A 20,693-nucleotide genomic window follows, 5' to 3' on the forward strand; every position below is an offset into this window, starting at 1 on the left:
GATGGCGAGAAGTGGGACTTTTCTGACGTTCCAGAGCGGTAGGTTAAACGGCAACTCTCGTCGGAAGCCGACATCCCGCATTTGACTGACCGGGGTAGCCAAGTTTCAAAGAAAGGGCCGCTTTCGGTCGGGCAGGTTTCGGGGAGGCAGCCTCAGTGAGCTGCCCTTTGTTCAGGTTGCCTGATCCGATCCCGGGCGCCGCCCGAAGTGCCCGCACCTGGCAGCAAGGCGACTGTCCGCTTTCTACGGAATAGGCGAGGGAAGCAGTCCCGTATTTCGATAGTATTGGCGCACTCGCCGACATACTTAAAGTCGTCTCCTGCCAAATGAGATAAGCGAAGCCCCAAGCCAGATATCAGCTTCGTTGATGAAGTGCGCGTTCCAGCGAGACCGCCATTTCCCTGGCGAGCTTCTGCTGCAGCGGAACATAGTCGTTGTTGTCGGTGGGCGCGGCGAACTCTCTCGACCAAAGTATGCGACCATCACTGGCCTGGCGCAGCGTCACCGTGACGACCGTGCGCTGCGTCGTCTGGCGAACGCTGACCCGGGCGTGCAGGTCCGCCTTCTCACCGGAAGTCACTATCTGGTAGTCGGCCGGCAGAATCTGTGTTGCCTGCGCGACGAAGCTCTCGCGCAAACCCACATTGAAGTGCGGATATAGTACATATTCGCACATGCCTTTGACCGGCTCTATAGCAATGCGATGATGTGAATCGGACGCGCTGACGTGCGCCCATGTTGCTCCTCCTATGGCAAGAGCGGCCAGAGCGCCAAAACCGAGGACTTGCCGTGAGAGACGTCGGCCTCGCTTCGGCGCAGCTGCCTCCATTTCCGCCTCCGCTATGGTACCAATGAACCGGTAGCCGGCGCGCGGCCGCGTCTGGACGTAACGCGGGGTCGTCACATCATCGTCCAGCAGAGCCCGGATGCGTCTGATGCATGTGTTGAGCGCGGCGTCGCCGCCCGTGCCAGCGCGCGCCCAAAACCGATCGAGCAACTCCTGTCGGCTCACTGTCCTGTCGTGATTCTCGATCAGATAGGCCAGAACCTCGATGATCTGCGGGGGCGCCTCGAGCTTCTCGTCCCCGCGAAAAATCTGGAATGAAACCAAGTTCAGCCGAAAATCGTCGAAAGCAATCATTTCTCTTCCCTCAATTCGTTCGAGCTGATCGTCATCGAACGAACCCGTAGGGTCTCATACTCGCCGGAGGGAGTTTAGACCGCTCAACCCATCCCTGTCGACAAATGTCAGGGCCAGTCACAAGTTGTCATTTGGTCGCTGCCGATCGCTTTGCTTAGGTCGATGACGCCTCGCATCGCTTGATAGGAATTGCCCCGTGACCGACCAGCATATCGCCTGCACGACCGATCGCCGAGGGATTCTTCGCCTCGCTCTGGCGGGTATCGCTACCTCGGCCTTTACGCTTCCGACGGCGAGTGACGCTGCGACGCCTGGGAGCAAGATGGATGCGCTACTCGACGCCACGGCCTCGGCCTATGGAACGGTCGGTTATTCGGTCGCGGTGCTGCGGCGCGGCGCGCTTGTCTATTCACGTCATGCTGGACTGGCCGATCGCGAGGCGCGAACGCCGATCAGCGAGGCCTCGATCTACCCCTTGTTCTCCATTTCCAAACTGTTCCTGATCGTGGAGCTTCTAAAGGCGGCGGAACACGGCCAGCTTGACTTCACGATGACGATTGGGGAAATTCGTCCCGATCTCCCGGACGCATGGGCTCGGATCACGTTCGAGCAAGCACTCGCGCATGTGTCGGGCTTACCCGACTACATACCCGATTTTGTCGCCCCCACCGAAGATCTGGCATTTGCCGAAATCGCCAATCTGCCGCTGCGCTTCGCCGCAGGCACACGAAACGACTATGTCCAGACCAACATGCTACTCGCACGCGAGGCGGTGGAGCGGGCGACCGGTCGCAAAGTTCAAGTCCTCGCTTCGAGCCAGTTTCGAGCTGCAGGCATGGCACAATCGGGTTACCATACCGGCTATCCGGGGGGTACGGTGACGCTTCCCAATCTGGTGACGAGCTACCGCCCGCTGCCAAAGCGGGATGGTCCGCCGCCCCGTTACACGATCCCCTCCTGGCCCGAATATACATACGGTTCCACAGGGGTTTTCACGACTCTCAGCGACATGATCCGTTGGAGCCAGGCGCTGCACCGGGGCGACCTCGTACCCCTCGATCGGCTGCGGGCTTCATGGGCACCGTTCGAGACCAATAACGGCACGTCCGCATGGCACACCCACGGATGGGAATATTTCGAGCATGACGGTGTCACGATCGTTGGCCACGGCGGCGACGTCCGCCTGGTCTGGCGGCACTTCTTCCGAACCCATAATCCGACCGACTGCGCCACGGTCATGTATCTCGACAATGGCGGACGCACCACGTTCGACCGGCACCGGCTCGTAACGCTGCTTGCAGATCATGTCATGCCGGGGGCGGCGCGACCCTCTGAGGCGCAGGAGGAGACGCTGTTCCGCGGGCTGGCGTCGGATCATTGGGTCGAGGCCGTGCGCGAGGTTCGAGCGGCGGTGCCGCTCCAAGCCATGCAGGCAATCGTCAACCGTGTCGGCTACGACGCATTGAACATTCTCGACGCCCAGGCGGCGCTAACGCCTTTTGCATGGAACGTGACCGAGTTTCCCCATTCCGCCAACGCGCACGACAGTCTCGGCGATGCCTACCGCGCGGCGGGCCTGACGACTGCAGCCCGTAAAAGCTATGGGCAGGCTCTCTCGCTTGACCCGAACATCGCGGGCACGAGAGCCAAGCTCGACGAACTCGTCGCCTCCACTTCCGCAAACTGATTATCCCCTCAATCCCGGAAAGAGGATGGTTTCGATGAATATTCGATCGTGTTTCCGCACAGGCGTTCTGTTGACGCTGCTCGGACTTGCCTCTGCCGCTCAGGCGGAGCCGACGACGATCGAGGTGCGCGTCGTCGCGCGCGGGGCAAAGTTCCTGGGTGGATATCGGACGCCGGTCCGCGTGACGATGACCGATGCCGACACCGGAAACGTCCTCGCACGGAGCTTCACCTCGGGCACGACCGGGGACACGCAGCGGATCCTCAGCAAGGGCAAGGACAATGGCGGCGTGATGTCGACGCCCGATTCTGCCGTATTCCGCACGACACTCGACTTGGATCGCGCGCGGCGTGTCACGGTGACCGCCACCGGTCCGCTCAGCCAGCCGCAGGCCGAAACGACTGTAACCAGTACGCAGTGGATCCTGCCCGGCCACGATCTGACAGCGGGTGACGGGTGGCTGCTCGAAATGCCCGGACTGATCGTCGATGTCGCGAGCCCGCTCGCCTATCACGCGTTCAAGGTCGGCGACATCGTCCCGCTCCGTGCTGGCGTCACGATGATGTGCGGGTGCGGTATATCGGAGACCGGGCCCTGGCGCGTGAGCGATACCGACGTCGAGGCGTACGTGTCCGTGAACGGTGGTCCCGTCGAGCGTCGCAAGCTGACATTCGATCCAAAGTCGGCGACGTTCGGGACCGCAATCAAGGCAGCTAAGCCAGGGCTATATGAAGTCGAACTCAGGGCCTGGATGGCACCGAACAACAACGCTGGCGTGTCGCATGTCTCCTATTTTGTCCATTGAGAGCGGCGTAATGACTATCGCCTCTGCAAATGCGCATGCGAAAGAAAAACGGCGTTGGCTTGGGCACGAAGCAGCCAGTGTGGTCCCTCCAAACGAACGACCGCTTTCGGGATTACGCAATCAGCTTCGGAATAACCGACTTTGGCGTATTGCTGCCAGATGGCTTGGGGCTGCTCGAACGGCTGGTTTTGGCGGAACCTGCCGTTCAAAACCTAATCGGCTAAAGGCGCCTTTTGGTCGCGAGCAGTCACAACGCGGAAGGCGGGCGCCGTGGCCGGACCCGCCGAAACAGCCGCCATTCCTGGTCTCGAACTCTTTCATCGATAGCAGCCATTCGTTCAGCAGTTTGCCGACAACAGCAACTGGCCGTTTGCTGACTGTCCGCTTTCGGGTGAGAATAAGCGAAAAGTTGCCGTTTGAGCTTCGTCTTCGGATCGGTGGGCGACACCAAAGGGATTTTTAGCGCGTAACCTTCGGCGGCCTGACGGCGAACTATGCCAATCAGGAGAATGTTGATGACAGAACGAAACACCCTCACCCACCCGGTCGTGATAGGCGCCTTGCGCTGGTCTATGGTGATCATTTTTGCCTTTTTCGGCACTGCGAAATTCGCGGCTTACGAGGCGCAGGGCGTTGCAGGGATCGCGGGCAAGCACCCGCTATTCGCATGGATGTATCCGATCTGGGGCGACGCAGGTGCCAGCGCCATCATCGGCTGCATCGAACTGCTGACGGGGGCACTGATCGCAGCCGGCGCCTTCCATTCCCGGGCAGGGCTGGTCGGCGGCGCGATGGGGGTCTTCACCTTTTGCGTGACGCTGAGCTTCGCGCCGGGCGCGCCCGCGTTTTGGCAGGAAGGGTATGGCATCCCGTTCCTGGGATCGACGGGGCAGTTCCTGCTCAAGGATGCGGGACTGCTGGCCGCCTGCCTAGCCATTGCGGTCGATGGCCATGACCGCTCCATCGCGCGCAGGCCGCGGGCACGGTAGATCTCGCTTCCACCGAGCCGCCGCCATCTCCTGGCTCGTGAGATGGCGGCGGACCGGCTTTTCTAACTCGGTTGCACCACCGGCTGCGGGCTGCGCGAAGTGCCGAAGAACCCCTTGCGATGGCCGCGTCGAGCGCGAACAGTCCGCCACCACGCGAAATGAGGATCGCCGCCAGCGCAGTCCACAGCAGGTGTACGCTCCACCAGGCGTCGGAAAACACGAATATCTGAATGAGCATGGTCTGCCCAGCAGGCCCAGCGTTGCGAACCGCGTACTGAGCCCTACGATTAGCAGGATCGGCAGGAAGTGTCGGCTTAAGTCGAGAGCACGGCCGCGATCTCGGGCGGCAGAGGGACGCCCATATTCGTATTCGAACAGGTACCGGTTCGCATCGCTGATCCCGACAAACGATCCGTCGGCGACCTTGGATCTTCCAAAGCGTCAGAAGATACGGGCCAGAGCCGTTCGCGTGGCCAGCAGGGCGATCCTTTCCGCGACACGCCCGGAAAGGATCGCCACGGTGTTTTCGTAAACCGGAACTATCCGCCGCATGGTTTCACTGCCTCCGCGCCGGAAGGGACGGCCACCTGTGCGGTGCGTGTTGTGGGCGGATCTGCGAATGTCATAATGACCTCTCTTCGTTGCGCCGCCATTGCGTGGCGAATTCATTCGTCGCAGAAAACCGGATCGTTGCAGGCGCGCGTTGCTAAAGTACCGGAAGAGCCCGAACGTGGGTGCGTCAAAGCTTGCGCGCGGCGATCAGCGGGCCGCCGTCGCCTTTCTGCAGAAGTACCGCCGAACGATAGCTGGCATCTTTGATGGCGGGCAGCTCGACCTGTCGGCGCGCGCCGTTCCATTCGCCGAGATCGTAGAGTCCGCGCACGATGTTGCGATGCGGCAGCGTGCGGCCGGTGTTTTCGCCTGCCGAAATCGGCACCTCGATCGAGCGTGGATCATAGACCACATAGAGGATGCTGGCCGGTTGGGTCGCCCGGCCTGCACCGACAACGAGGATGTTTCCGTTTCGGCTGATTTGCGGTCCCGGGGGCAGCGTCCCTGCCTTGGCAATTACGGCAGCGAGCTGGCTTTCCCGGCTTCCCACGAGCCCGTATCGCCCGTTTACCATCACCTGCGGCGTAGCGACGTCGAAACCGTTGACCCGACGCGCATAATTGCGCTGCCGCCGGGTGAATTCCGCTTTGGCGAAAGTGTCCTTCCAGCCGAGCTGGTCCCAGTAGGTCACGGCGAAACTCAGCGCGAGGATATCGGAGCGCCCGGCAATCGCGTTCACATTTCTGTTCGCTGGCGGGCATGAGGAACACCCCTGGCTCTGGAAAAGTTCAACCACCGCCAGGCCGCCCCTCGGCTTGGCCGCGCGCGTCTTCGACGCCGCATTGTCCGCCGTCTCGACGGAGGACCCGCAGGACATCATACCCAGCGTCGCAAGTAGAGCCACAATCGCATTTCGCATTTTCAAATCCCCGCGTACCATTCGTATCCGGCGCTATCTTCCCAGTAGCCGCCTCGGCCGCCGTGCAGATTGTCGATCCGGTCGCGTGCTTCGAGCCGCATTACGAACTTGGCCTGCTTGTATCCGAGTTGCCGTTCCACGCGCAGCCGGGCCGGGGCACCGTGTGCGGTGGGCAGGGGCTGGTCGTTCATGCGCAGAGCGAGGATGGTCTGCGGGTGAAAGGCTTCGATCAGGTCGATGGATTCGTAATAGGGTCTGGAGGCGAAACTGTCGGCACAGTGGAACACGATATACCGCGCCCGGCTGGACAGTCCGGCCTGCCGCAGGATGGTCGACAGCTGCGGACCTGACCATTTGCCGATTGCGCTCCAGCCCTCGACACAGTCGTGCCGGGTGATCTGCGACCGCGCGGGCAGAGCCTGCAATTGGGCCAACGTGATACGCAGAGGGTTGCCGACCAGCCCGTCGACCTGGAGCGCCCAGTTTGCAAAACCATCGGCCAGATGCGCCTGATAGGACGCCGATTCCGGCATCACGTTGCCGTTGCTGCGAAAGACAGGCGACATCTGGCTCGGCGCGTATTCGGCGGCGAGTGCGTTCCTGTCGGTTACCAGGCGCTGGGCCGTGTGATGCAACGTTTCACCGAGTCTGAGCGTCTCGCGAAAGGTCTCGTTGTCGTTTAACACATCGCAGCCCGACAGGGCCGCCCCGCCAACGGCGGTGGCAAACCCGCCGATGAACCTGCGCCGCGGAATGACAAGATCGGTCATGGTGCGTCGCTCTCCTGCGCGCGATCTTCCGGCAGGCGGTACCAGCCTGTCACGATCGAGCGGATTTCCCGGATCGGTCCAGCGGCGAATACCATTGCGATATGCACGATGAAAAATGCCACCAAACCGCCGGCACAGATGAAATGTATCGAACGCGCCGACTGGCGCCCCCCGAACAGATCGAGCAGCCATCGCAACCCGGCGTTGAGATTGGGCGACATGGTGAGGCCGGTGGCGATCATCAGCGGCAGCAGCACGAAAATCACCGTGACGTAGCTGAGTTTCTGAAGAACGTTGTAGTCCAGTGCCGCCGCCCCTGTCGGGAAACGCAGGCGCGCGTGGTCCTTCAGGTCGTGCCAGATATGGCGCGGTGACCATTGCTCGCGGCGCACGTGCAGGTCGCGCCCAACATGTCCGTTGACCAGCGACCAGAGCATGTAGAGCGCCAGTGAAAGCGCCAGTATCCAGGCGAAAGCGAGATGCCATAGACGTCCGTCGGCGAGGCTGTAGTGCGACGGGATGGTCGCCCAGTGCGGAAAGGCACGCGACCTTGTTACGCCAAAGGCACGCGACCTTGTTACGCCATTTGCATCTCGCCAGCGCCCCAGCACGCCTGTCGTTGGGACTTCCACCTTGCCGACGCGCAGAAAGCCCTGGTCGCCACGCGATCCGATTTCAAGCCACGCCGGATCGGGATTTGCACCGTACTCGCCCCAATAGAGGCGTGGATGCGCATTGAAGATCATCAAGCCGCTCATCAGCAGGACCAGCAGCGCGACAGCATTGGTCCAGTGCCAGATCCGCGTCGACAGCCGGTGTCTGCGGACAAGGTCCCCGCCTTTAGGCGACCGTACATCGTCCTCCCATCGGACAGAACCGGTCATGACTGCCTCGCGGATGCGAGTGCCAGATGGATGTTTAGCGAGCCAGAGGAAAAGTATCTCATCACAGATACTTTTCGGTGGTGGGGCTCTTGCGGTTACACTGCGCCGGAAAATTTCTGTGTTTGGGTGATGCGTGTAATTTCCGGGAGCCTTCTTCAGCCCAACTGTAGTCGTAATCGCGCTAACCCAGATAACCCTCTACCTGCTTGGCTGCCGGGTTTCTTTCGGTCGGCCCACGAGACGAATCCGATGCCGTCGATATCTGAATACCGAAATAAATCGGATAGGTCCTGTAACCGAATGGCTTGTTGAGACGAACAAGGTTCGAAAACAATCTTCGGCATCACTGACCGCGCGCGCGGTCGGTGATGCCGTTATGTGAGGGATCGCGTCGTAAAGCCGAGCCAAAAGCTGCGATCGAGCCCGGTGAGAATTTGCCGGCGCGGGCCCCAGTCTTCAGCAGGAGTTTTGGTCGGCCGAGGCGCCATTCGCCCGTTGACCCGGTCCGCCCCGCTTGGACTGGCGCGATCTATAGAACTATCAAGGAAGTATATGTGATTTCTGTAACTTGCCTACCCCCCGCTCGATCAGGGGCCATCGTTCGCCGATCCTCGCCCTACTTCGCTGCGCTTGGCCTGATGGCGTCCATTCCGGGATGTGCGACAATCGAGGCGACGGACAGGGCTGAGGCGCAAGCCTCCGATAGGATCCGCGCCGCCGCAACGCCGACCGATGGGAGCGTGGCAAAGCTCTCTGGCGATGAGAATGCGCCCGTATCGTTCCCGTTCGAACTGCGGGATAATCTCGTGACCATGCCAGTCGTTGTGAACGGGAAAACGATTACGGGCGTGCTGGATAGTGGAAGCGGAGCGATCCTCGTCGATCGGAGCGTAAGCCGAAAGATCGCTCTCGTCGAACAGGGGGAAGCAGGCGAGGCCCTGGGCGGCGGCACCGAAGCCAAGGCGCTTTCAAACATCACCATCGGAGATTTCCGTTTCGGGCCAATCCGTCTTGAGGATGTCCCGGCATACGCAATCGATCTGGGTCACCTGACTTCGTCGGCCGGCTTCCCTATCGATCTGGTTGTAGGCGCACCGGTTCTGGAACAAGGCGCTGTCCGCGTCGACTATCGAGCACGCGAAATCACTTTTGCTGCCAGTGGCAGTTTGTCTGGTTGCGCGCACCCCATCCCGTTCGAACTCGTTCACAATGTTCCCGTGGTGAAGATCAAGCTCATGACAACGCAGGAAACCGCACCCGTCGATCTGAAGGTTATGGTCGATCTCGGAAGTCGCGGCGGAGCCTTGAATCTCGGCGGGCCTTTCCTTCGTACGAGCGCGGGGCAAGCATTCCTTGCCGCAGGAAAATCGGAGAAAGTCGGACATGGCGTAGGCGGGGCCGTCCAGGGTACGGTTGCGCAAGCTCCCGAGCTGCGCATCGGCGGGCTCGTCTTCGACGATTTGCGCACCCAGCTCACCTCCCAGATTCCTGCTTTCGAAGCCGGTCTGTTCGACGGTACGCTCGGCGTTCCTCTCTGGAGCGCAGGGACGATTTCGTTTGATTATCCGGCCCGCCAGATTTGCATCGAACCGGGCACTGCAAATCCCTCCTGAGCTTTGGCTTCGCATTGGGGATCGACGAGCATATCGCCCGGATGCTGGCGGGACGTCGCTTGTGCTGGTCGGCGGGTTCATGCTGGTGCCAACGCTGCAACTCGCGCTGAGCACTGCCTGGGCACCGATCTCCGGATGGCGGGCGACAGGCTCGATCGCTTCAATCAGGATCGCTTGCCGGGCAGGGGCTTGTGGGCGCACGGCAGGCGCGCCGCTGGCCTGCGCAGAAGGCATCCCGGGAAAAATGCTACGGTGTTGCCAGGGGTTCGTGCGAAAAGATCGAAACGCCCAAGGGCACGGGTTCAGTCGTACCGGTCAAGCGCTGAGAAGCGGGAGGCGCAATGGGGCAAAGTGCATCATGCAGAGGGGATTGAACCGCCATCACGCCCTGGGAATGGATCGGGGTTTTCGCCACGATCCACTCGAATTCGCGCAAGGTTCTTCTTTGCTTCGGTTCGGGAGGGACCCTGCTATCGTAAGCGGCCGTGCTGATCGCATACCGCGGTGGATCGATCAGAGGGAGGGGGGCGCATGAAAGCCGACGAAGCGACACTTTCGCGCCTGATGATCAAGGCGCAGGCAGGAGACCGTAAATCCTATGCCGTACTCCTTTCCGAATGCAACAAATGGCTCACCCGGTATTTTTCCGGAAGGATCGCGCCCGGCCTCGTCGATGATCTTGTCCAGGAAGTTCTGATGGCTGTTCATCGCAAGCGCGCGAGTTATGACCCCGCGCGCCCCTTCCTCCCCTGGCTGGCGGCTATCGCACGCTATCGCTGGATCGACTATCTGCGCAGCCATTACCGTGACCATACCGAGGAGCTGTTCGACGACAGCGCCATCGAGAAGTCCGGCGATGAAGCCGTCATGGCCCGGATAAGTCTCGAGCGGTTATTCGGCAGCCTGAGCCCGGCCCAGGTCGTCGCCATCGAGCGGGTCAAGATCGAGGGGCAATCCATCCGCGATGTCGCCTCGGCGACGGGTCAGAGCGAGAGCGCCGTCAAAGTCCATATTCACCGCGGCCTGAAGAAGCTTTCAACGCTTGTCGAAAAGGCAGATTAGAAAAATGCGTTCGAACGAACACCTCATCAGCGAACTGGCGGGCGAATTGCGCCCCGTTGCGCCGATGACCATGTCACGGGGTCTGGCGGTGGTTATCGCCGCGGCGGGCCTCAGCATTGCAGCGGTAGCGGGAATAGCGGGCGTCTGGGACGGCCCCGCAGCAGGTACAGCCACCATCTTTTACTATCTGGCCAACGGCTTGCTGGCGATGTCCGGTTTCGCCTGCGCGACCGATGTTGTGCGCATGGCGAACCCCGGCGTCGGGAACCGGTACGACGGGGCGTACTGGTCGCTGGCCATGCTCGCGATCTTCCCCGTAGTAGCAGTTGGAACGCTTTTCGCCCGCGGCCTCGGCGTCCAGGCGATGAACGATTCTCACGGATTGGAATGCACCTTGAGCGCCACCGCTTTCGCCTCCATCACTGCAAGCGGCCTCGTCTTCTGGCTGCGGCGCGGCGCCCCGGCCAATCCCGCCAGAGCCGGTTTGTTCGCTGGCCTCGCTGCCGGCGCGCTGGGCAGCGCCGCATATGGCCTGTCCTGTCCCATCGACACGCTCGGCCATCTTGCCATCTGGCACGTCTTGCCGGTTTTGCTGGCAGGGGTGATCGGGCGGATCGTTATCCCACGTTTGCTGGTTTGGTAACGAGATGTTGTCGCGCTGACAGCACCAAGGGAATTGCCCGGTCCCTCGGGGATCCCCTCGACTGCGGCGTGCTCCGTCGCCAGTCTGGCGGCAAGGTCCACGCTGACCGTGCTGCACGAGATGTGGGGCAGTTCGGGGCCTGCCGCGAGCAGTCCGCCGTCCCCGAACACGACCGTCTCGACCGCCGCGTCGTCGGCCAGCATCGTAACGACGGTGCCAGCCCGTTCGGCCGAAGCGAGGTCGGTGGCGACCTTCGCACCCCGCGTGGCGAACGGCTCAGCCTTGGCCCGGTCCCGGTTCCAGACGGTGACCTGATGACCGGCCGCAACGAGATTGTCGGTCATGCCCGAGCCTATCTGCCCGAGCCGGGTAAATGATACATCCATTTTCGTCTCCTCAAGCTCTGAAAGTCCGGCGATCTGGATTGACCACCCGGCCGATACCAGCGTTACTCTCTATGTGGCGGCCGGATCGGCAATGTGCGCAACCAAGCCTGTCTGGCCCGGCGCGACGTGGTCGGCCATGGTGTGGCGATCGGGAAAGTCGCCGCCATTTTGCGGCCGGAAGGGTATGGGCGTATCGGTAAACAGTGCGTCGAGACGCTCACGCCATGCCGCCTTGATCGCCTCTACTTCCTCTGCCGTGGAAACGTGACCCGCGCCATAGACCGCGTGCGTAGGGAGCACGTCCATTCCGGGGTAAAAAAGCGCTCCATGGGTCAGCGGGAACAGCAGTTGCTCGATCGGCCCGTTGATACCCCGCGGACCATAGTCGGCCGCAGGGCCGCCCGCCTGTACGTTGACCAGCGCTCGCTTGCCCTTGAGGATGCCATCGCCAAAGCGGAACTGGTTCGAGCCATTCTGATAGCCGTAGGCAAAACCGAAGGCATAGACCCGGTCTATCCAGCCTTTCAGGATCGCGGGCAAGCCGTACCACCACAGCGGGAATTGCAAGATCACAGCATCGGCTTCGAGCAGCTTGTTCTGTTCGGCGATCACGTCGGGCGTTTGATGCCCGCTTGCATAAGCATGGCCCGATTCCATGATGAAAGAAAGTCGTTCGGGGTTATCACGCACCGGAAAGTCATCGCAGTCATATACCGCCTTCCACTTCATGCCGTAGAGGTCCGAATGGATGACGGTGTGTCCCACTGCCGATAACGTTTCGTCAGTCACATCGACCAACTGCCGTGTCAGCGAGGTAGGCTCGGGGTGCGCGTAAACAACGAGAATTTTCATGATGTTCTCTTCTCGAGAGTAAGTAGGTTGTTGGTGTTCGCCGACAATCTTGCCGAAATGGCCGCCACACGCCTGGCCTCGGAAGGCACCTGCGACTTCGGCCAGCGGAATGGAGTGATCGATAAACCGTCCCGGGCACGAAACTGGGATCAGAGGTGCGCCCCGCCTCGATCCGTCGTAGAACGAAGACGGGGTCTTGTGGGTGACCATTATACTCGCTTTGTTGGAATGCGAGCCGCCAATCTGGCGAGTCTGCCATTGCGATTAGCTAGGCTCTGGCACGGCACCGATCTGCTGCATCAACCCGAGCAGATCGGGCTGACCGCGCTCGCCGACGATCTTCCCGTTGGCCATGTCATAGAAGTTCATGGTTTGGACCGCGATCTGCCTTCCGGTCGCCGGTACTCCGAAGAAGGTGCCTTCGTGTGTGCCACGCATCGTGTATCGCGCGGCGATCTTCTCACCCTCGACGACCAACTCCTCGAGCGTCCACTGGACGTCCGGGAAGCCTCCGCGCATCACCTCGACGGCTGCGAGCCATCCCGATGGCCCTACGAGCGGTTCGCTTTGATAAGGAACGTAAAACTCCGCATTCGGCGCGATGAGTTCCTCGCCAAGCTTTTCATCGGCAGTGTTGATGAACTGCACGAATCGACGCATGAAAGTGTTGCCTAGGTCAGACATTATGTTCTCCTGAATGGTAGTGGGTGATGCCTATCCAGCGCGGTTATGAGCCGCGGGCTGCCCGAGCTTGCACTGGGGATTTTCGAATAGATGCCGTCGTTGCCCTTCGACCTCTAGCTGCCGTCGCCGCTTGCGCCGCGAGCGGCGGCTGTCAGCCCGTCAAGCCATTCCTGGTGGCCGTTAAGCATGGGGTTCGGCCAGGTCGTCGCCAGCTCCTTGGCCGGCGCGCCGTTCTGCGTCTCCTGCGTCAGGATGCGAACACGGTTCCCCTCCAGGTCCTCGACCAACCAGGCGTGGTGAACGTCCAGGCGGCCATCGCCCTCACCGCCCCAACCGTGCCAGCCGACCCGACCGGGCACGTCGCGGGCCGGGGCGACATACTCCACCACCTCGGCGTTGATCGTGAAGCCGAACGTATCGAAAGAGAAGCGGCGGCCGAGCGCGAGCGCCGGGCCATCGCCGCTATGGAAGCGCACATTAGCGCTGTTGGCATAATAGCTTGGCCAGCGCGCAGGTTCGGTGAGGAACGTCCAAATTTCGGCGGCGGTCAGCCCGGCGAGGATCACTTCGTTCGAGACAAAATTATCAGTGGCGCCGGGAAGATAACCTTGCGGCCAATCTATGGCATTCATCATGGTACTTAGTTCCTTGCTGTTCCTCGTCTCGCCCCCGACGGTCCTTGCCGGGGCGCGTGGGGCACGGGCGTGGATGAAAGAGATGGGATCGCCGCCGTGGGAAGCCCTGACCGATCGGCATCGATGTTGCTCTTTATGTTATGCGTCGCCCGGATCGGCAAAGTGCGCGGCGAGGCCGGTTTGACCCGGCGCAACGTGATCGGCCATGGTGTGGCGATCGGGGAAATCGCCGCCGTTCTGCGACCGGAAAGGGATCGGCGTGTCGGTGAACAGCGCGGCGAGACGTTCGCGCCATGCTGCCTTGATCGCTTCCACTTCCTCCTGCGTAGAAACGCGCATCGTGCTATGGACCGCGTGCGTCGGGAGCACGTCCATGCCGGCGTAGAACAGCGCGCCGTGAGTCAACGGAAATAGCAGTTGCTCGATCGGGCCGTTGATACCGCGCGGGCCATAGTCGGCTGCCCCGCCGCCTGTCTGCACGTTGATCAGCGCTCGCTTGCCCTTGAGGATGCCGTCGCCAAACCGGTAATTGTTGGTGCCATCCTTATAGCCGAAGCCAAAACCCCAGACGAAGACCCGCTCTATCCAGCTCTTCACAATCGCGGGCGGTGAGTACCACCACATCGGGAACTGCAGGATCACGGCATCTGCCGCGAGCAGCTTCTGCTGCTCGACTGCCACGTCGGCCAATTGATTCCCGCTTGCGTAAGCGTGCCCCCCCTCCTCGATGAGTGACAATCGTTCGGGGTTCACACGCTTCGGAAAGTCATCGGCGTCGTACACCGCCTTCCACTTCATGCCGTAGAGGTCAGAATGCATCACGGTATGTCCCGCTGTGGACAGCGTCTCAGCGGTCGCATCGACCAATTGCTTTGTCAGCGAAGTGGGCTCGGGGTGCGCGTAAACGATGAGAACCTTCATGTTGATCTCTTCCTGATGATTGGGGACTGCTAGAATTCGACGACGATCTTGCCGAAATGGCCGCCGGATTCCTGGAACCGAAAAGCGTTCGCGAGTTCGGCGAGCGGAAAGGAGCGGTCGATCAACGGGTGAACGTGAATGGCGTCGATGCTGCGGATCAGGTCCATCTGATGCCGCCGGCTGCCGACGATCAGGCCCTGGAGGCGCTGCTGCCGCGCCATGAGCATGGCGGTCGGCACGTCGCCTGCCCTCCCGGTCAACACGCCGATCAACGCGATGTGGCCGCCGACGCGCGCGGCCCTGATCGACTGCGCTAGCGTGCCTGGGCCGCCTACCTCCACGACATGGTGCACGCCCGTACCGCCCGTCAGGTCTAGCACCCGGTCGCCCCAGTTCTCGTCCTGGCGATAGTTGATAACGTGCGCAGCGCCCATCGTGCTAAGCCGCTCCAGCTTCTCGTTGGAGGAGGAGGTCGCGATCACGGTGGCTCCCATGGCCTGCGCGATCTGCAGCGCGAAGATCGACACGCCGCCTGTGCCGAGCACAAGCACGCTGTCACCGGCCTCAAGGCCGCCGTTGACCACCAAGGCCCGCCAGGCAGTCACGCCAGCCGTGGTCAGGGTCGCGGAAGCAGCGTGGCTCCAGCCGACCGGCGCGTGTGTGAAGGACGTGGCGGGGGCCACCACGACCTCCCGGGCGTAGCCGTCGATTCCGTCACCAGGTGTGGTGGCGAAGTCCGAGAGGGTGGCCTCACCGTCCAGCCAGGTGGGAAAGAAGGTAGATACGACATGGTCACCGGGTTTGAACTCCGTGACCTCTGAACCCACGGCCTCCACCACCCCGGCGCCATCGGCCATGGGGATGCGGCCATCGGCGCACGGCATCCGTCCGGTCACCACACCCAGATCGTGGAAGTTCAGAGAGGTGGCATGCACACGTACGCGAATGGCGACGGGTCCGGGTTCGCCGGGGTCGGGGAGATCGACCAGAGTCAGACCGTTGAGCCCCTGGTGCGGATGAGCCTGGATAGCTTTCATGGGTGAACTGGTATCCGTGTCTTCGATTAAAGCGCTGCGGGGTGAGACCGCTCGTGGCCAATATGACGCGGTCGTTTCGCGTCTTGAAATCGAACGTTTTACGTGTTGCTATCAAAACGATGGATACCAGGAACCTCGATCTCGGACTCCTCGTGACGCTTGAGACCCTGCTTGCGGAGCGCAATGTCACACGCGCCGCGCGCCGGCTAAACCTCAGCCAGCCCGCTTTGTCGGCCCGGCTGGCGCGGCTCCGTGAGGCGCTGGGCGATCCGCTCCTAATCCCGGGCCGGCGCGGGATGGTCCTCACCCAGCGCGCAGTCGAGCTCCAGCAACCATTGCATGAGGCGCTTGAGGGTGTCCGCCGTGTCATCGAGCAAGGGGCGCCGATCGATCCGCAGACCTTGCGTGCCACCGTGGTGATCGCGGCGAGCGATTACGTCCAGTACGTGCTGCTGGCACGCTATTCGGTCGCGTTGCGGGCCGAGGCTCCGATGATCCGCATCGCCTGGCGGGCGCTCGACTTGGCGGCGCTCACGACACAGCTGGAGCGTGGCGAGGTGGATATAGCCCTGGCAATGCCTGAAAGCGCGCCGGCGGCTATGCGCCAGCGCCGACTATGCACGGAGGAGTATGTGGTCATCGCGCGACAGGGGCATCCAAACGTTCGCGATGCCCTTGATCTGGACTTGTTCTGCGCGCTGGACCACGTCGTCGTTTCGCCTCAGGGCGGCGGCTTTGCCGGACCGACCGATTCGGCTCTTGAGGCGATCGGCCGTCGTCGCACGGTCGCTTTGTCTACGTCGGGCTTCCTGATCGTGCCGGAGATTGTCTCACGTTCCGATATGATTGCGGTAATTCCGCGTCGGATCGCAGACGGGTGGTCAGACCGGGTGCAAGTGCTGGAACCACCGCTGCCCATACCCGGATTTGCCATTGCCAGTATCTGGCACGAACGCACGACCAACCATCCCGCGCAAAGCTGGCTGCGTGAACGGCTCGCGGCACTCGTATGACGTTCCGCCGAACTAACAGCAAATTAGGTCTATTTTCCAAACCCGGATAGAGCTTCAGGACGCGCAGATAGCAGTTGTCGACCGAATCCGTCGTTCGACGAAAACCTTTGTCAACGCGAGTTCGTCTCAGACTCGGCCTATAAGGTCTTCGGCAAGTATGTCCGCCTTGAGGCAATTGGCTACGATTGGCATTGATGCGCTTTTCCGACGTAAGGTCGGGGATAGCGAACGGCAGGTTTAAGGAAGCGCCAGACGCATCTCGAAGGGCCGAAATTAGGGCGCGAAGCGGTCATCGGAGAGACTAGTCCTCAATGGCAGCTATCCGCGGGCCGCCCTTTATAAGCCGCCGTTCCGGTCAGTCCGACATTCCGGACATTGAACAGCGGCACGCTCCGTCGAATTTTGTCAAAAACATGTGACCACTTTTGTGTTGTGGCCCATTGAGCAAACAAAGGATTTGCTGGGAATTATTGTTGAGAAACCATGTGAACGAATGCAGTCAAGTACTTGATTTATAGTGTTTTCCCTGGACTCTTAATCAGCGGGTCCTAGGTTCGAGCCCTAGTGCGTCCACCATTTTTCTTCCGACAACTCAGATCCAAACTCGCGTAGGCGTGAGCAAAAGACGGGTTTTGAAGCGCATAACCTCCGCCGGCAAATGCGCGCCGCCCTTCTGGAGAAGAGGCGCCGCTTTCCGGCAAGCGAGATACCCCACTTAAAATCTGTTGAGAGCGAAGCCCTATCGCTCGCCTTGATGCGCCTTCCGACGGATGCCGCCGCCATCCGTGCGTCTTGCCGCGCTAGGAATTCGCGATGCGCAAATCCGGAAGGCCCCCTTGGGAATTGGGCAGCTGATGTCTTGTCGTCCCTTCGCAAAGCGATGCATGGGCCGCGACCGCACGCCTGACGCTGAACGCGTGGACCGCCGACCGGGCCACGGGCAGAATCTGCGCGTTAAGCGCCTTTTCGATCGCTGCACTGAGGCTCGCGACATTGCCGACGGGAATGGGGTGGTGTGCTCCGACCTCTTCCAGCAGTTCGCACACCGCATCCGAACTCGCGGTGGCGATCACCGGGCAGCCGCAAGCCATGGCTTCGATCAAGGTCGCTGGCAGATCTTCCCAGCGGGATGAAAGGACCATCGCGGTCGCTTCCGCATAGTGCGGAACGACATCTTCCACGAAGCCGGCGAACTCTACTCTTTCCGAGATCCCGAGTTCAGCGCAAAGGTCGCGAAGCGCGTGTTCATCCGGCCCCACTCCGCAGATCCGCAATCGCCAAGGCCTCGAACTCAGGAGCGCAAGTGCCCCGAGCAAGGTCGGGTAATCCTTTTGCGAAGACAAGCGCCCGACGGAAAGGATAAGCGGCACGCCACAGTCTTTGCGGCTGACGAAGTTCTCCATCATCTCGTCACTGACGTAGGGATTGTTGAGAAATAGCGCCTTCCTGGCGAATGCCGGATGGATTTCGCCGATCTTGCCGATGCCGGATCTCGACAGGACGATGATGCGATCGGCGCGCCGAAAGATGAAGTGATAGGCCTGGATCCGAAGCATCCTCTTCAAGGGCGCCATGCCCGCCTTCAGGATCGGATTGGTGATCTTGGGCAGGAAGACGCCTTCGTAACGAGCCAAGGTGACAGCCGCCGCGGCGGCCAGATGGCAGTGGTTGCCGGGCGAGTGGAAGATCGTCGGTCTTCGGGTCCTGAGGTAACGCGCCAGCCTCGGAACGGCAGCGAGCAACCGGCTCCCTCTCCCCAGGCCGCGTGCGGTGCCCAGTTGATGGACGGAAACGGCTTGGTCCAGCAAGGACCGGACCGGCCCCGCGTCGCACAGGACTACCATCTCGACAGCGAAACCGCTGGCAGCCAGTCCGTTGGCGACGTGGCACGCCACGCGCTCCACGCCCCCCGGACCGAAATGGTCCAGCAGGATCGCCACGCTTTTCGCCGCTGTCATGCGAGCAGCGCCGAACAGAGTAGGGTCGTTAGGGTTTGAAGGTCGACGAGCATGAAGCATGGACGCCGCGACGCTCGCGGAACCACACTTCGCGCTCTGAAAAATTATAAAGAGTCAGGCCGGCCTGGCGTCGATCGATGGCATCCGCGTGCTGGCCTGGCTACTTTCCCCTATTCGGCGAGCAAGAACTCGGTCTCCTGCGGGAGATTTGGACAAATTCTTGAGCCGATCTTCGCATCACCGGATGGCGCGATCGCCTCCGTAGGTTGCATGACATTGGTCAAGGGGGGAGCCCCATGGGCGTCGTCGCCCCCTGATGGGCGGCGTCACGGCGCCATGTAGTTGACCGTTTCCTGCAGCGGGTCCGGAGTGTCCGCCTTCCAACGGACCGAGCCGAACGGTCGCTCCAACCGTCGGCGAACGCGGCGGCCCTCATCGCTCCGGTTGAAGCCGTCGGCAGCCGATTGGACCGCAAAATCCTCCTGGCTGTAGCGGTCGCGCATTCGGAGATAATCGCCCCATGTCGCGCAGTGATAGCGCTCCGTCCAGAGCGAGGGGTCGGCGATGTCGCGCGCGAGCGACCATTCGAATCCGCCGATACGTTTGCGCACGCGCTGCATTTCCATCATCACCGTGTAAAATTCGCGGGCCTGCCGGGGATCGACGTCATATTCGACTTCGACGACGATCGGACCCGATCGCGGGGTCAGTTCCAATCCCACTTCCGGCTCGTTACCGATCGGGACCATGCCGTTCTCGCCTTCCCTGTCCTGCGCGACCGGAAGCAGGTAGCCCAGCAGTGCGGTCGCACCTACGGCGCAGCCCGAGGCGATGAAGGCGACCGAAACGCCGTTGGCGTCGGCAAACTCACCCCACAGCCACGCGCCGATCCCGACGCCCGCCGTGATCGCGGAGGAGAACAGCGAAAGCGCGCGCGCCGTCACCCAGCGCGGCGCGGACATCTGAACGCTGACGTTGAGCAATGCGATGGTCAGAATGTTGCACGCGCCGACGACGAAGAAGCCAGCACACGCGGCCCCCAGCGAGCCGCTGAACCCGATGCCCACCAGCGACAGCCCCGTGCCGATCGCGCACAATTTGATGGCGCGCTCCACCCCGATCTTCTCGCGGATCCTGCTCACGAACAGCGCTCCGATCACGGCACCCACGCCTTGCGCGCCCAGCAGGATGCCGAACGTGGCCGCATTGCCGTCCAGAAGATCCTTCGCGACCAGCGGCGCGAGCGCGCTTGCCGTTGCCGTCGACAGGCCGAAGCCGAGGACGCGAAGCAACGCGGTGCGAATCGGCGGCGAATGCACAGCGAAGCGCAGCCCGCCCACGATCGCGCGATCCACTCGCTCAGGCGGCAATCGCGAGGGCACATGCTTGCGGCGCCATGTCAGAAACGCGAGGAACAGCGGCGAGTAAAGCACCGAAGTCAAGGCGAAGACCGCCTTTGCGCCCGCGGCCAGTACGATCAACCCGCCCAGCGCCGGGCCGAAGCTGCGCGCGACATTGTAGCTGATCGTGCCCAACGCGACCGCCGCGGGCAAATGCGGGCGCGAAACCTGCTCGGGAATGGAGGCTTGCCAGGAAGGCGCATAGAGCGCGACCCCGGCACCGATAAGCACGCAGAACCCCAGCAAGACCCACGGGGTCGTCAGCCCCATGAACGCAAGCGTCGCCAGGATCGCGGCATTGAGGGCGGAAAAAGCCAGCCCCATCATCGCGATCTTGCGACGGTCGAACATGTCCGCCACCGCTCCCGCGGGCAGAGTCACGAGCATCAGCGGCAGCATCATGGCCGTCTGGACCAGCGCCACCATGGTGGTGGAATCAGTCAGCTTGGTCATTTCCCACTGCGCGCCGATGCCGAGAAACAGCTGGCTGAAATTCGACAGTACGCTCGCCGACCAGATCCGGCGGAAAACAGGTTCGCGAAGGGGAGCGAAGGCGCCGCCTGCTGCCGTGTTCTGTTCGCCGACATTCGTAGTCATGCGCTCATGCCGCTCCCGGGGCGCCTGTCAACGGCGGAGTAAAAGTCGTCCATTAGGCGGAGTAAAACCAGGCCACTTGATCCGGGTGTTGGCGAGCGCCGTGAGGGCGTAGCCCGAGCGGGGGTCGCCAACACCCGGATTGTCA

General features: G+C 61.8%; 18 protein-coding genes and 1 pseudogene. 7 read left to right on the forward strand and 12 right to left on the reverse strand.

Annotated elements, in window-relative coordinates:
* Window positions 1-355: 355 nt before the first annotated feature.
* Entirely contained in the window at window positions 356-1,141 is a 786-nt protein-coding gene (locus GQO94_RS19360; RefSeq protein ID WP_156843041.1) for a winged helix-turn-helix domain-containing protein, read from the reverse strand.
* Between the two features lie 196 nt (window positions 1,142-1,337).
* Here GQO94_RS19360 and GQO94_RS19365 point away from each other — a divergent pair, with 196 nt between their 5' ends.
* From GQO94_RS19365 to GQO94_RS19375, 3 genes are all read left to right on the forward strand, one after another.
* A complete protein-coding gene (locus GQO94_RS19365; protein WP_156843042.1) occupies window positions 1,338-2,828 on the forward strand; it encodes a serine hydrolase in 1,491 nt (496 codons plus the stop codon).
* Between the two features lie 34 nt (window positions 2,829-2,862).
* Window positions 2,863-3,633, forward strand: coding sequence for a hypothetical protein (locus GQO94_RS19370; protein ID WP_156843043.1), 771 nt, complete (start codon window positions 2,863-2,865; stop codon window positions 3,631-3,633).
* 515 nt (window positions 3,634-4,148) lie between these two features.
* Window positions 4,149-4,622, forward strand: a complete 474-nt coding sequence (locus GQO94_RS19375) for a YkgB family protein (RefSeq protein ID WP_198046058.1) — start codon at window positions 4,149-4,151, stop codon at window positions 4,620-4,622.
* 739 nt (window positions 4,623-5,361) lie between these two features.
* Here the strand turns inward: GQO94_RS19375 and GQO94_RS19385 are convergent.
* Genes GQO94_RS19385 through GQO94_RS19395 form a run of 3 tightly spaced genes read right to left on the reverse strand, consistent with a single transcriptional unit; the run spans window position 5,362 to window position 7,747 of the window.
* Entirely contained in the window at window positions 5,362-6,114 is a 753-nt protein-coding gene (locus GQO94_RS19385) for a DUF1223 domain-containing protein (protein ID WP_332310856.1), read from the reverse strand.
* Complete coding sequence (locus GQO94_RS19390; RefSeq protein WP_156843046.1) at window positions 6,096-6,863, reverse strand: molybdopterin-binding protein; 768 nt, start codon at window positions 6,861-6,863, stop codon at window positions 6,096-6,098. Before GQO94_RS19390 ends, GQO94_RS19385 begins: the two co-directional genes overlap by 19 nt.
* Complete coding sequence (locus GQO94_RS19395) at window positions 6,860-7,747, reverse strand: cytochrome b/b6 domain-containing protein (protein WP_156843047.1); 888 nt, start codon at window positions 7,745-7,747, stop codon at window positions 6,860-6,862. The genes GQO94_RS19390 and GQO94_RS19395 overlap by 4 nt, the downstream gene beginning before the upstream one ends.
* Window positions 7,748-8,385: 638 nt before the next feature.
* Here GQO94_RS19395 and GQO94_RS19400 point away from each other — a divergent pair.
* The 3 genes from GQO94_RS19400 to GQO94_RS19410 all read left to right on the forward strand — a co-directional run bounded on the left by GQO94_RS19400 (window position 8,386) and on the right by GQO94_RS19410 (window position 11,065).
* On the forward strand, window positions 8,386-9,360 hold the full coding sequence (locus tag GQO94_RS19400) for a retropepsin-like aspartic protease (protein WP_198046059.1): 975 nt from the start codon (window positions 8,386-8,388) through the stop codon (window positions 9,358-9,360).
* 564 nt (window positions 9,361-9,924) lie between these two features.
* On the forward strand, window positions 9,925-10,422 hold the full coding sequence (locus GQO94_RS19405; RefSeq protein WP_332310857.1) for a sigma-70 family RNA polymerase sigma factor: 498 nt from the start codon (window positions 9,925-9,927) through the stop codon (window positions 10,420-10,422).
* A 4-nt stretch (window positions 10,423-10,426) separates the two neighbouring features.
* Window positions 10,427-11,065, forward strand: a complete 639-nt coding sequence (locus GQO94_RS19410; protein ID WP_156843050.1) for an NrsF family protein — start codon at window positions 10,427-10,429, stop codon at window positions 11,063-11,065.
* 122 nt (window positions 11,066-11,187) lie between these two features.
* On the opposite strand, the pseudogene GQO94_RS21470 reads toward GQO94_RS19410, so the two are convergent.
* The 6 genes and pseudogenes from GQO94_RS21470 to GQO94_RS19440 all read right to left on the reverse strand — a co-directional run.
* Window positions 11,188-11,451: pseudogene (locus GQO94_RS21470) on the reverse strand (NAD(P)-binding domain-containing protein); the annotation flags it as partial.
* 69 nt (window positions 11,452-11,520) lie between these two features.
* Entirely contained in the window at window positions 11,521-12,513 is a 993-nt protein-coding gene (locus GQO94_RS19420; protein ID WP_198046060.1) for an NAD(P)H-dependent oxidoreductase, read from the reverse strand.
* A gap of 54 nt (window positions 12,514-12,567) precedes the next feature.
* Window positions 12,568-12,987 (reverse strand): ester cyclase, encoded by a 420-nt coding sequence (locus tag GQO94_RS19425; RefSeq protein WP_156843052.1) that lies wholly within the window; start codon window positions 12,985-12,987, stop codon window positions 12,568-12,570.
* Between the two features lie 113 nt (window positions 12,988-13,100).
* Window positions 13,101-13,622 (reverse strand): SRPBCC family protein, encoded by a 522-nt coding sequence (locus tag GQO94_RS19430; protein ID WP_198046061.1) that lies wholly within the window; start codon window positions 13,620-13,622, stop codon window positions 13,101-13,103.
* 138 nt (window positions 13,623-13,760) lie between these two features.
* Window positions 13,761-14,543 carry an NAD(P)H-dependent oxidoreductase gene (locus GQO94_RS19435; protein ID WP_156843053.1) on the reverse strand — a complete coding sequence of 261 codons (783 nt, stop codon included), beginning with the start codon at window positions 14,541-14,543 and terminating at the stop codon, window positions 13,761-13,763.
* A gap of 29 nt (window positions 14,544-14,572) precedes the next feature.
* Window positions 14,573-15,580, reverse strand: a complete 1,008-nt coding sequence (locus GQO94_RS19440; RefSeq protein WP_156843054.1) for a zinc-dependent alcohol dehydrogenase family protein — start codon at window positions 15,578-15,580, stop codon at window positions 14,573-14,575.
* 62 nt (window positions 15,581-15,642) lie between these two features.
* On the opposite strand from GQO94_RS19440, the gene GQO94_RS19445 reads away from it, so the two are divergent.
* Window positions 15,643-16,593: a LysR family transcriptional regulator gene (locus GQO94_RS19445; RefSeq protein WP_232333039.1), complete on the forward strand. Its 951-nt coding sequence runs from the start codon at window positions 15,643-15,645 to the stop codon at window positions 16,591-16,593.
* An 800-nt stretch (window positions 16,594-17,393) separates the two neighbouring features.
* On the opposite strand, the gene GQO94_RS19450 is transcribed toward GQO94_RS19445, so the two are convergent.
* On the reverse strand, window positions 17,394-18,551 hold the full coding sequence (locus GQO94_RS19450) for a glycosyltransferase (RefSeq protein ID WP_198046063.1): 1,158 nt from the start codon (window positions 18,549-18,551) through the stop codon (window positions 17,394-17,396).
* 326 nt (window positions 18,552-18,877) lie between these two features.
* Window positions 18,878-20,548, reverse strand: coding sequence for an MFS transporter (locus tag GQO94_RS19455; protein ID WP_156843056.1), 1,671 nt, complete (start codon window positions 20,546-20,548; stop codon window positions 18,878-18,880).
* Window positions 20,549-20,693 lie beyond the last annotated feature (145 nt).

It is taken from the genome of Novosphingobium aquimarinum, assembly GCF_009746585.1.
In the GTDB taxonomy this organism is placed as follows: Bacteria; Pseudomonadota; Alphaproteobacteria; order Sphingomonadales; family Sphingomonadaceae; genus Novosphingobium; species Novosphingobium aquimarinum.

Excerpts from the sequence above, each read along its gene's own strand:
- GQO94_RS19360 (WP_156843041.1), bottom strand. The coding sequence starts at position 1,141 with ATGATTGCTTTCGACGATTTTCGGCTGAACTTGGTTTCATTCCAGATT.
- GQO94_RS19370 (WP_156843043.1), top strand. The coding sequence starts at position 2,863 with ATGAATATTCGATCGTGTTTCCGCACAGGCGTTCTGTTGACGCTGCTC.
- GQO94_RS19375 (WP_198046058.1), top strand. The coding sequence starts at position 4,149 with ATGACAGAACGAAACACCCTCACCCACCCGGTCGTGATAGGCGCCTTG.
- GQO94_RS19385 (WP_332310856.1), bottom strand. The coding sequence starts at position 6,114 with ATGGTACGCGGGGATTTGAAAATGCGAAATGCGATTGTGGCTCTACTT.
- GQO94_RS19390 (WP_156843046.1), bottom strand. The coding sequence starts at position 6,863 with ATGACCGATCTTGTCATTCCGCGGCGCAGGTTCATCGGCGGGTTTGCC.
- GQO94_RS19395 (WP_156843047.1), bottom strand. The coding sequence starts at position 7,747 with ATGACCGGTTCTGTCCGATGGGAGGACGATGTACGGTCGCCTAAAGGC.
- GQO94_RS19400 (WP_198046059.1), top strand. The coding sequence starts at position 8,386 with ATGGCGTCCATTCCGGGATGTGCGACAATCGAGGCGACGGACAGGGCT.
- GQO94_RS19405 (WP_332310857.1), top strand. The coding sequence starts at position 9,925 with ATGATCAAGGCGCAGGCAGGAGACCGTAAATCCTATGCCGTACTCCTT.
- GQO94_RS19410 (WP_156843050.1), top strand. The coding sequence starts at position 10,427 with ATGCGTTCGAACGAACACCTCATCAGCGAACTGGCGGGCGAATTGCGC.
- GQO94_RS19420 (WP_198046060.1), bottom strand. The coding sequence starts at position 12,513 with ATGGTCACCCACAAGACCCCGTCTTCGTTCTACGACGGATCGAGGCGG.
- GQO94_RS19425 (WP_156843052.1), bottom strand. The coding sequence starts at position 12,987 with ATGTCTGACCTAGGCAACACTTTCATGCGTCGATTCGTGCAGTTCATC.
- GQO94_RS19430 (WP_198046061.1), bottom strand. The coding sequence starts at position 13,622 with ATGATGAATGCCATAGATTGGCCGCAAGGTTATCTTCCCGGCGCCACT.
- GQO94_RS19435 (WP_156843053.1), bottom strand. The coding sequence starts at position 14,543 with ATGAAGGTTCTCATCGTTTACGCGCACCCCGAGCCCACTTCGCTGACA.
- GQO94_RS19440 (WP_156843054.1), bottom strand. The coding sequence starts at position 15,580 with ATGAAAGCTATCCAGGCTCATCCGCACCAGGGGCTCAACGGTCTGACT.
- GQO94_RS19445 (WP_232333039.1), top strand. The coding sequence starts at position 15,643 with ATGACGCGGTCGTTTCGCGTCTTGAAATCGAACGTTTTACGTGTTGCT.
- GQO94_RS19450 (WP_198046063.1), bottom strand. The coding sequence starts at position 18,551 with ATGACAGCGGCGAAAAGCGTGGCGATCCTGCTGGACCATTTCGGTCCG.
- GQO94_RS19455 (WP_156843056.1), bottom strand. The coding sequence starts at position 20,548 with ATGACTACGAATGTCGGCGAACAGAACACGGCAGCAGGCGGCGCCTTC.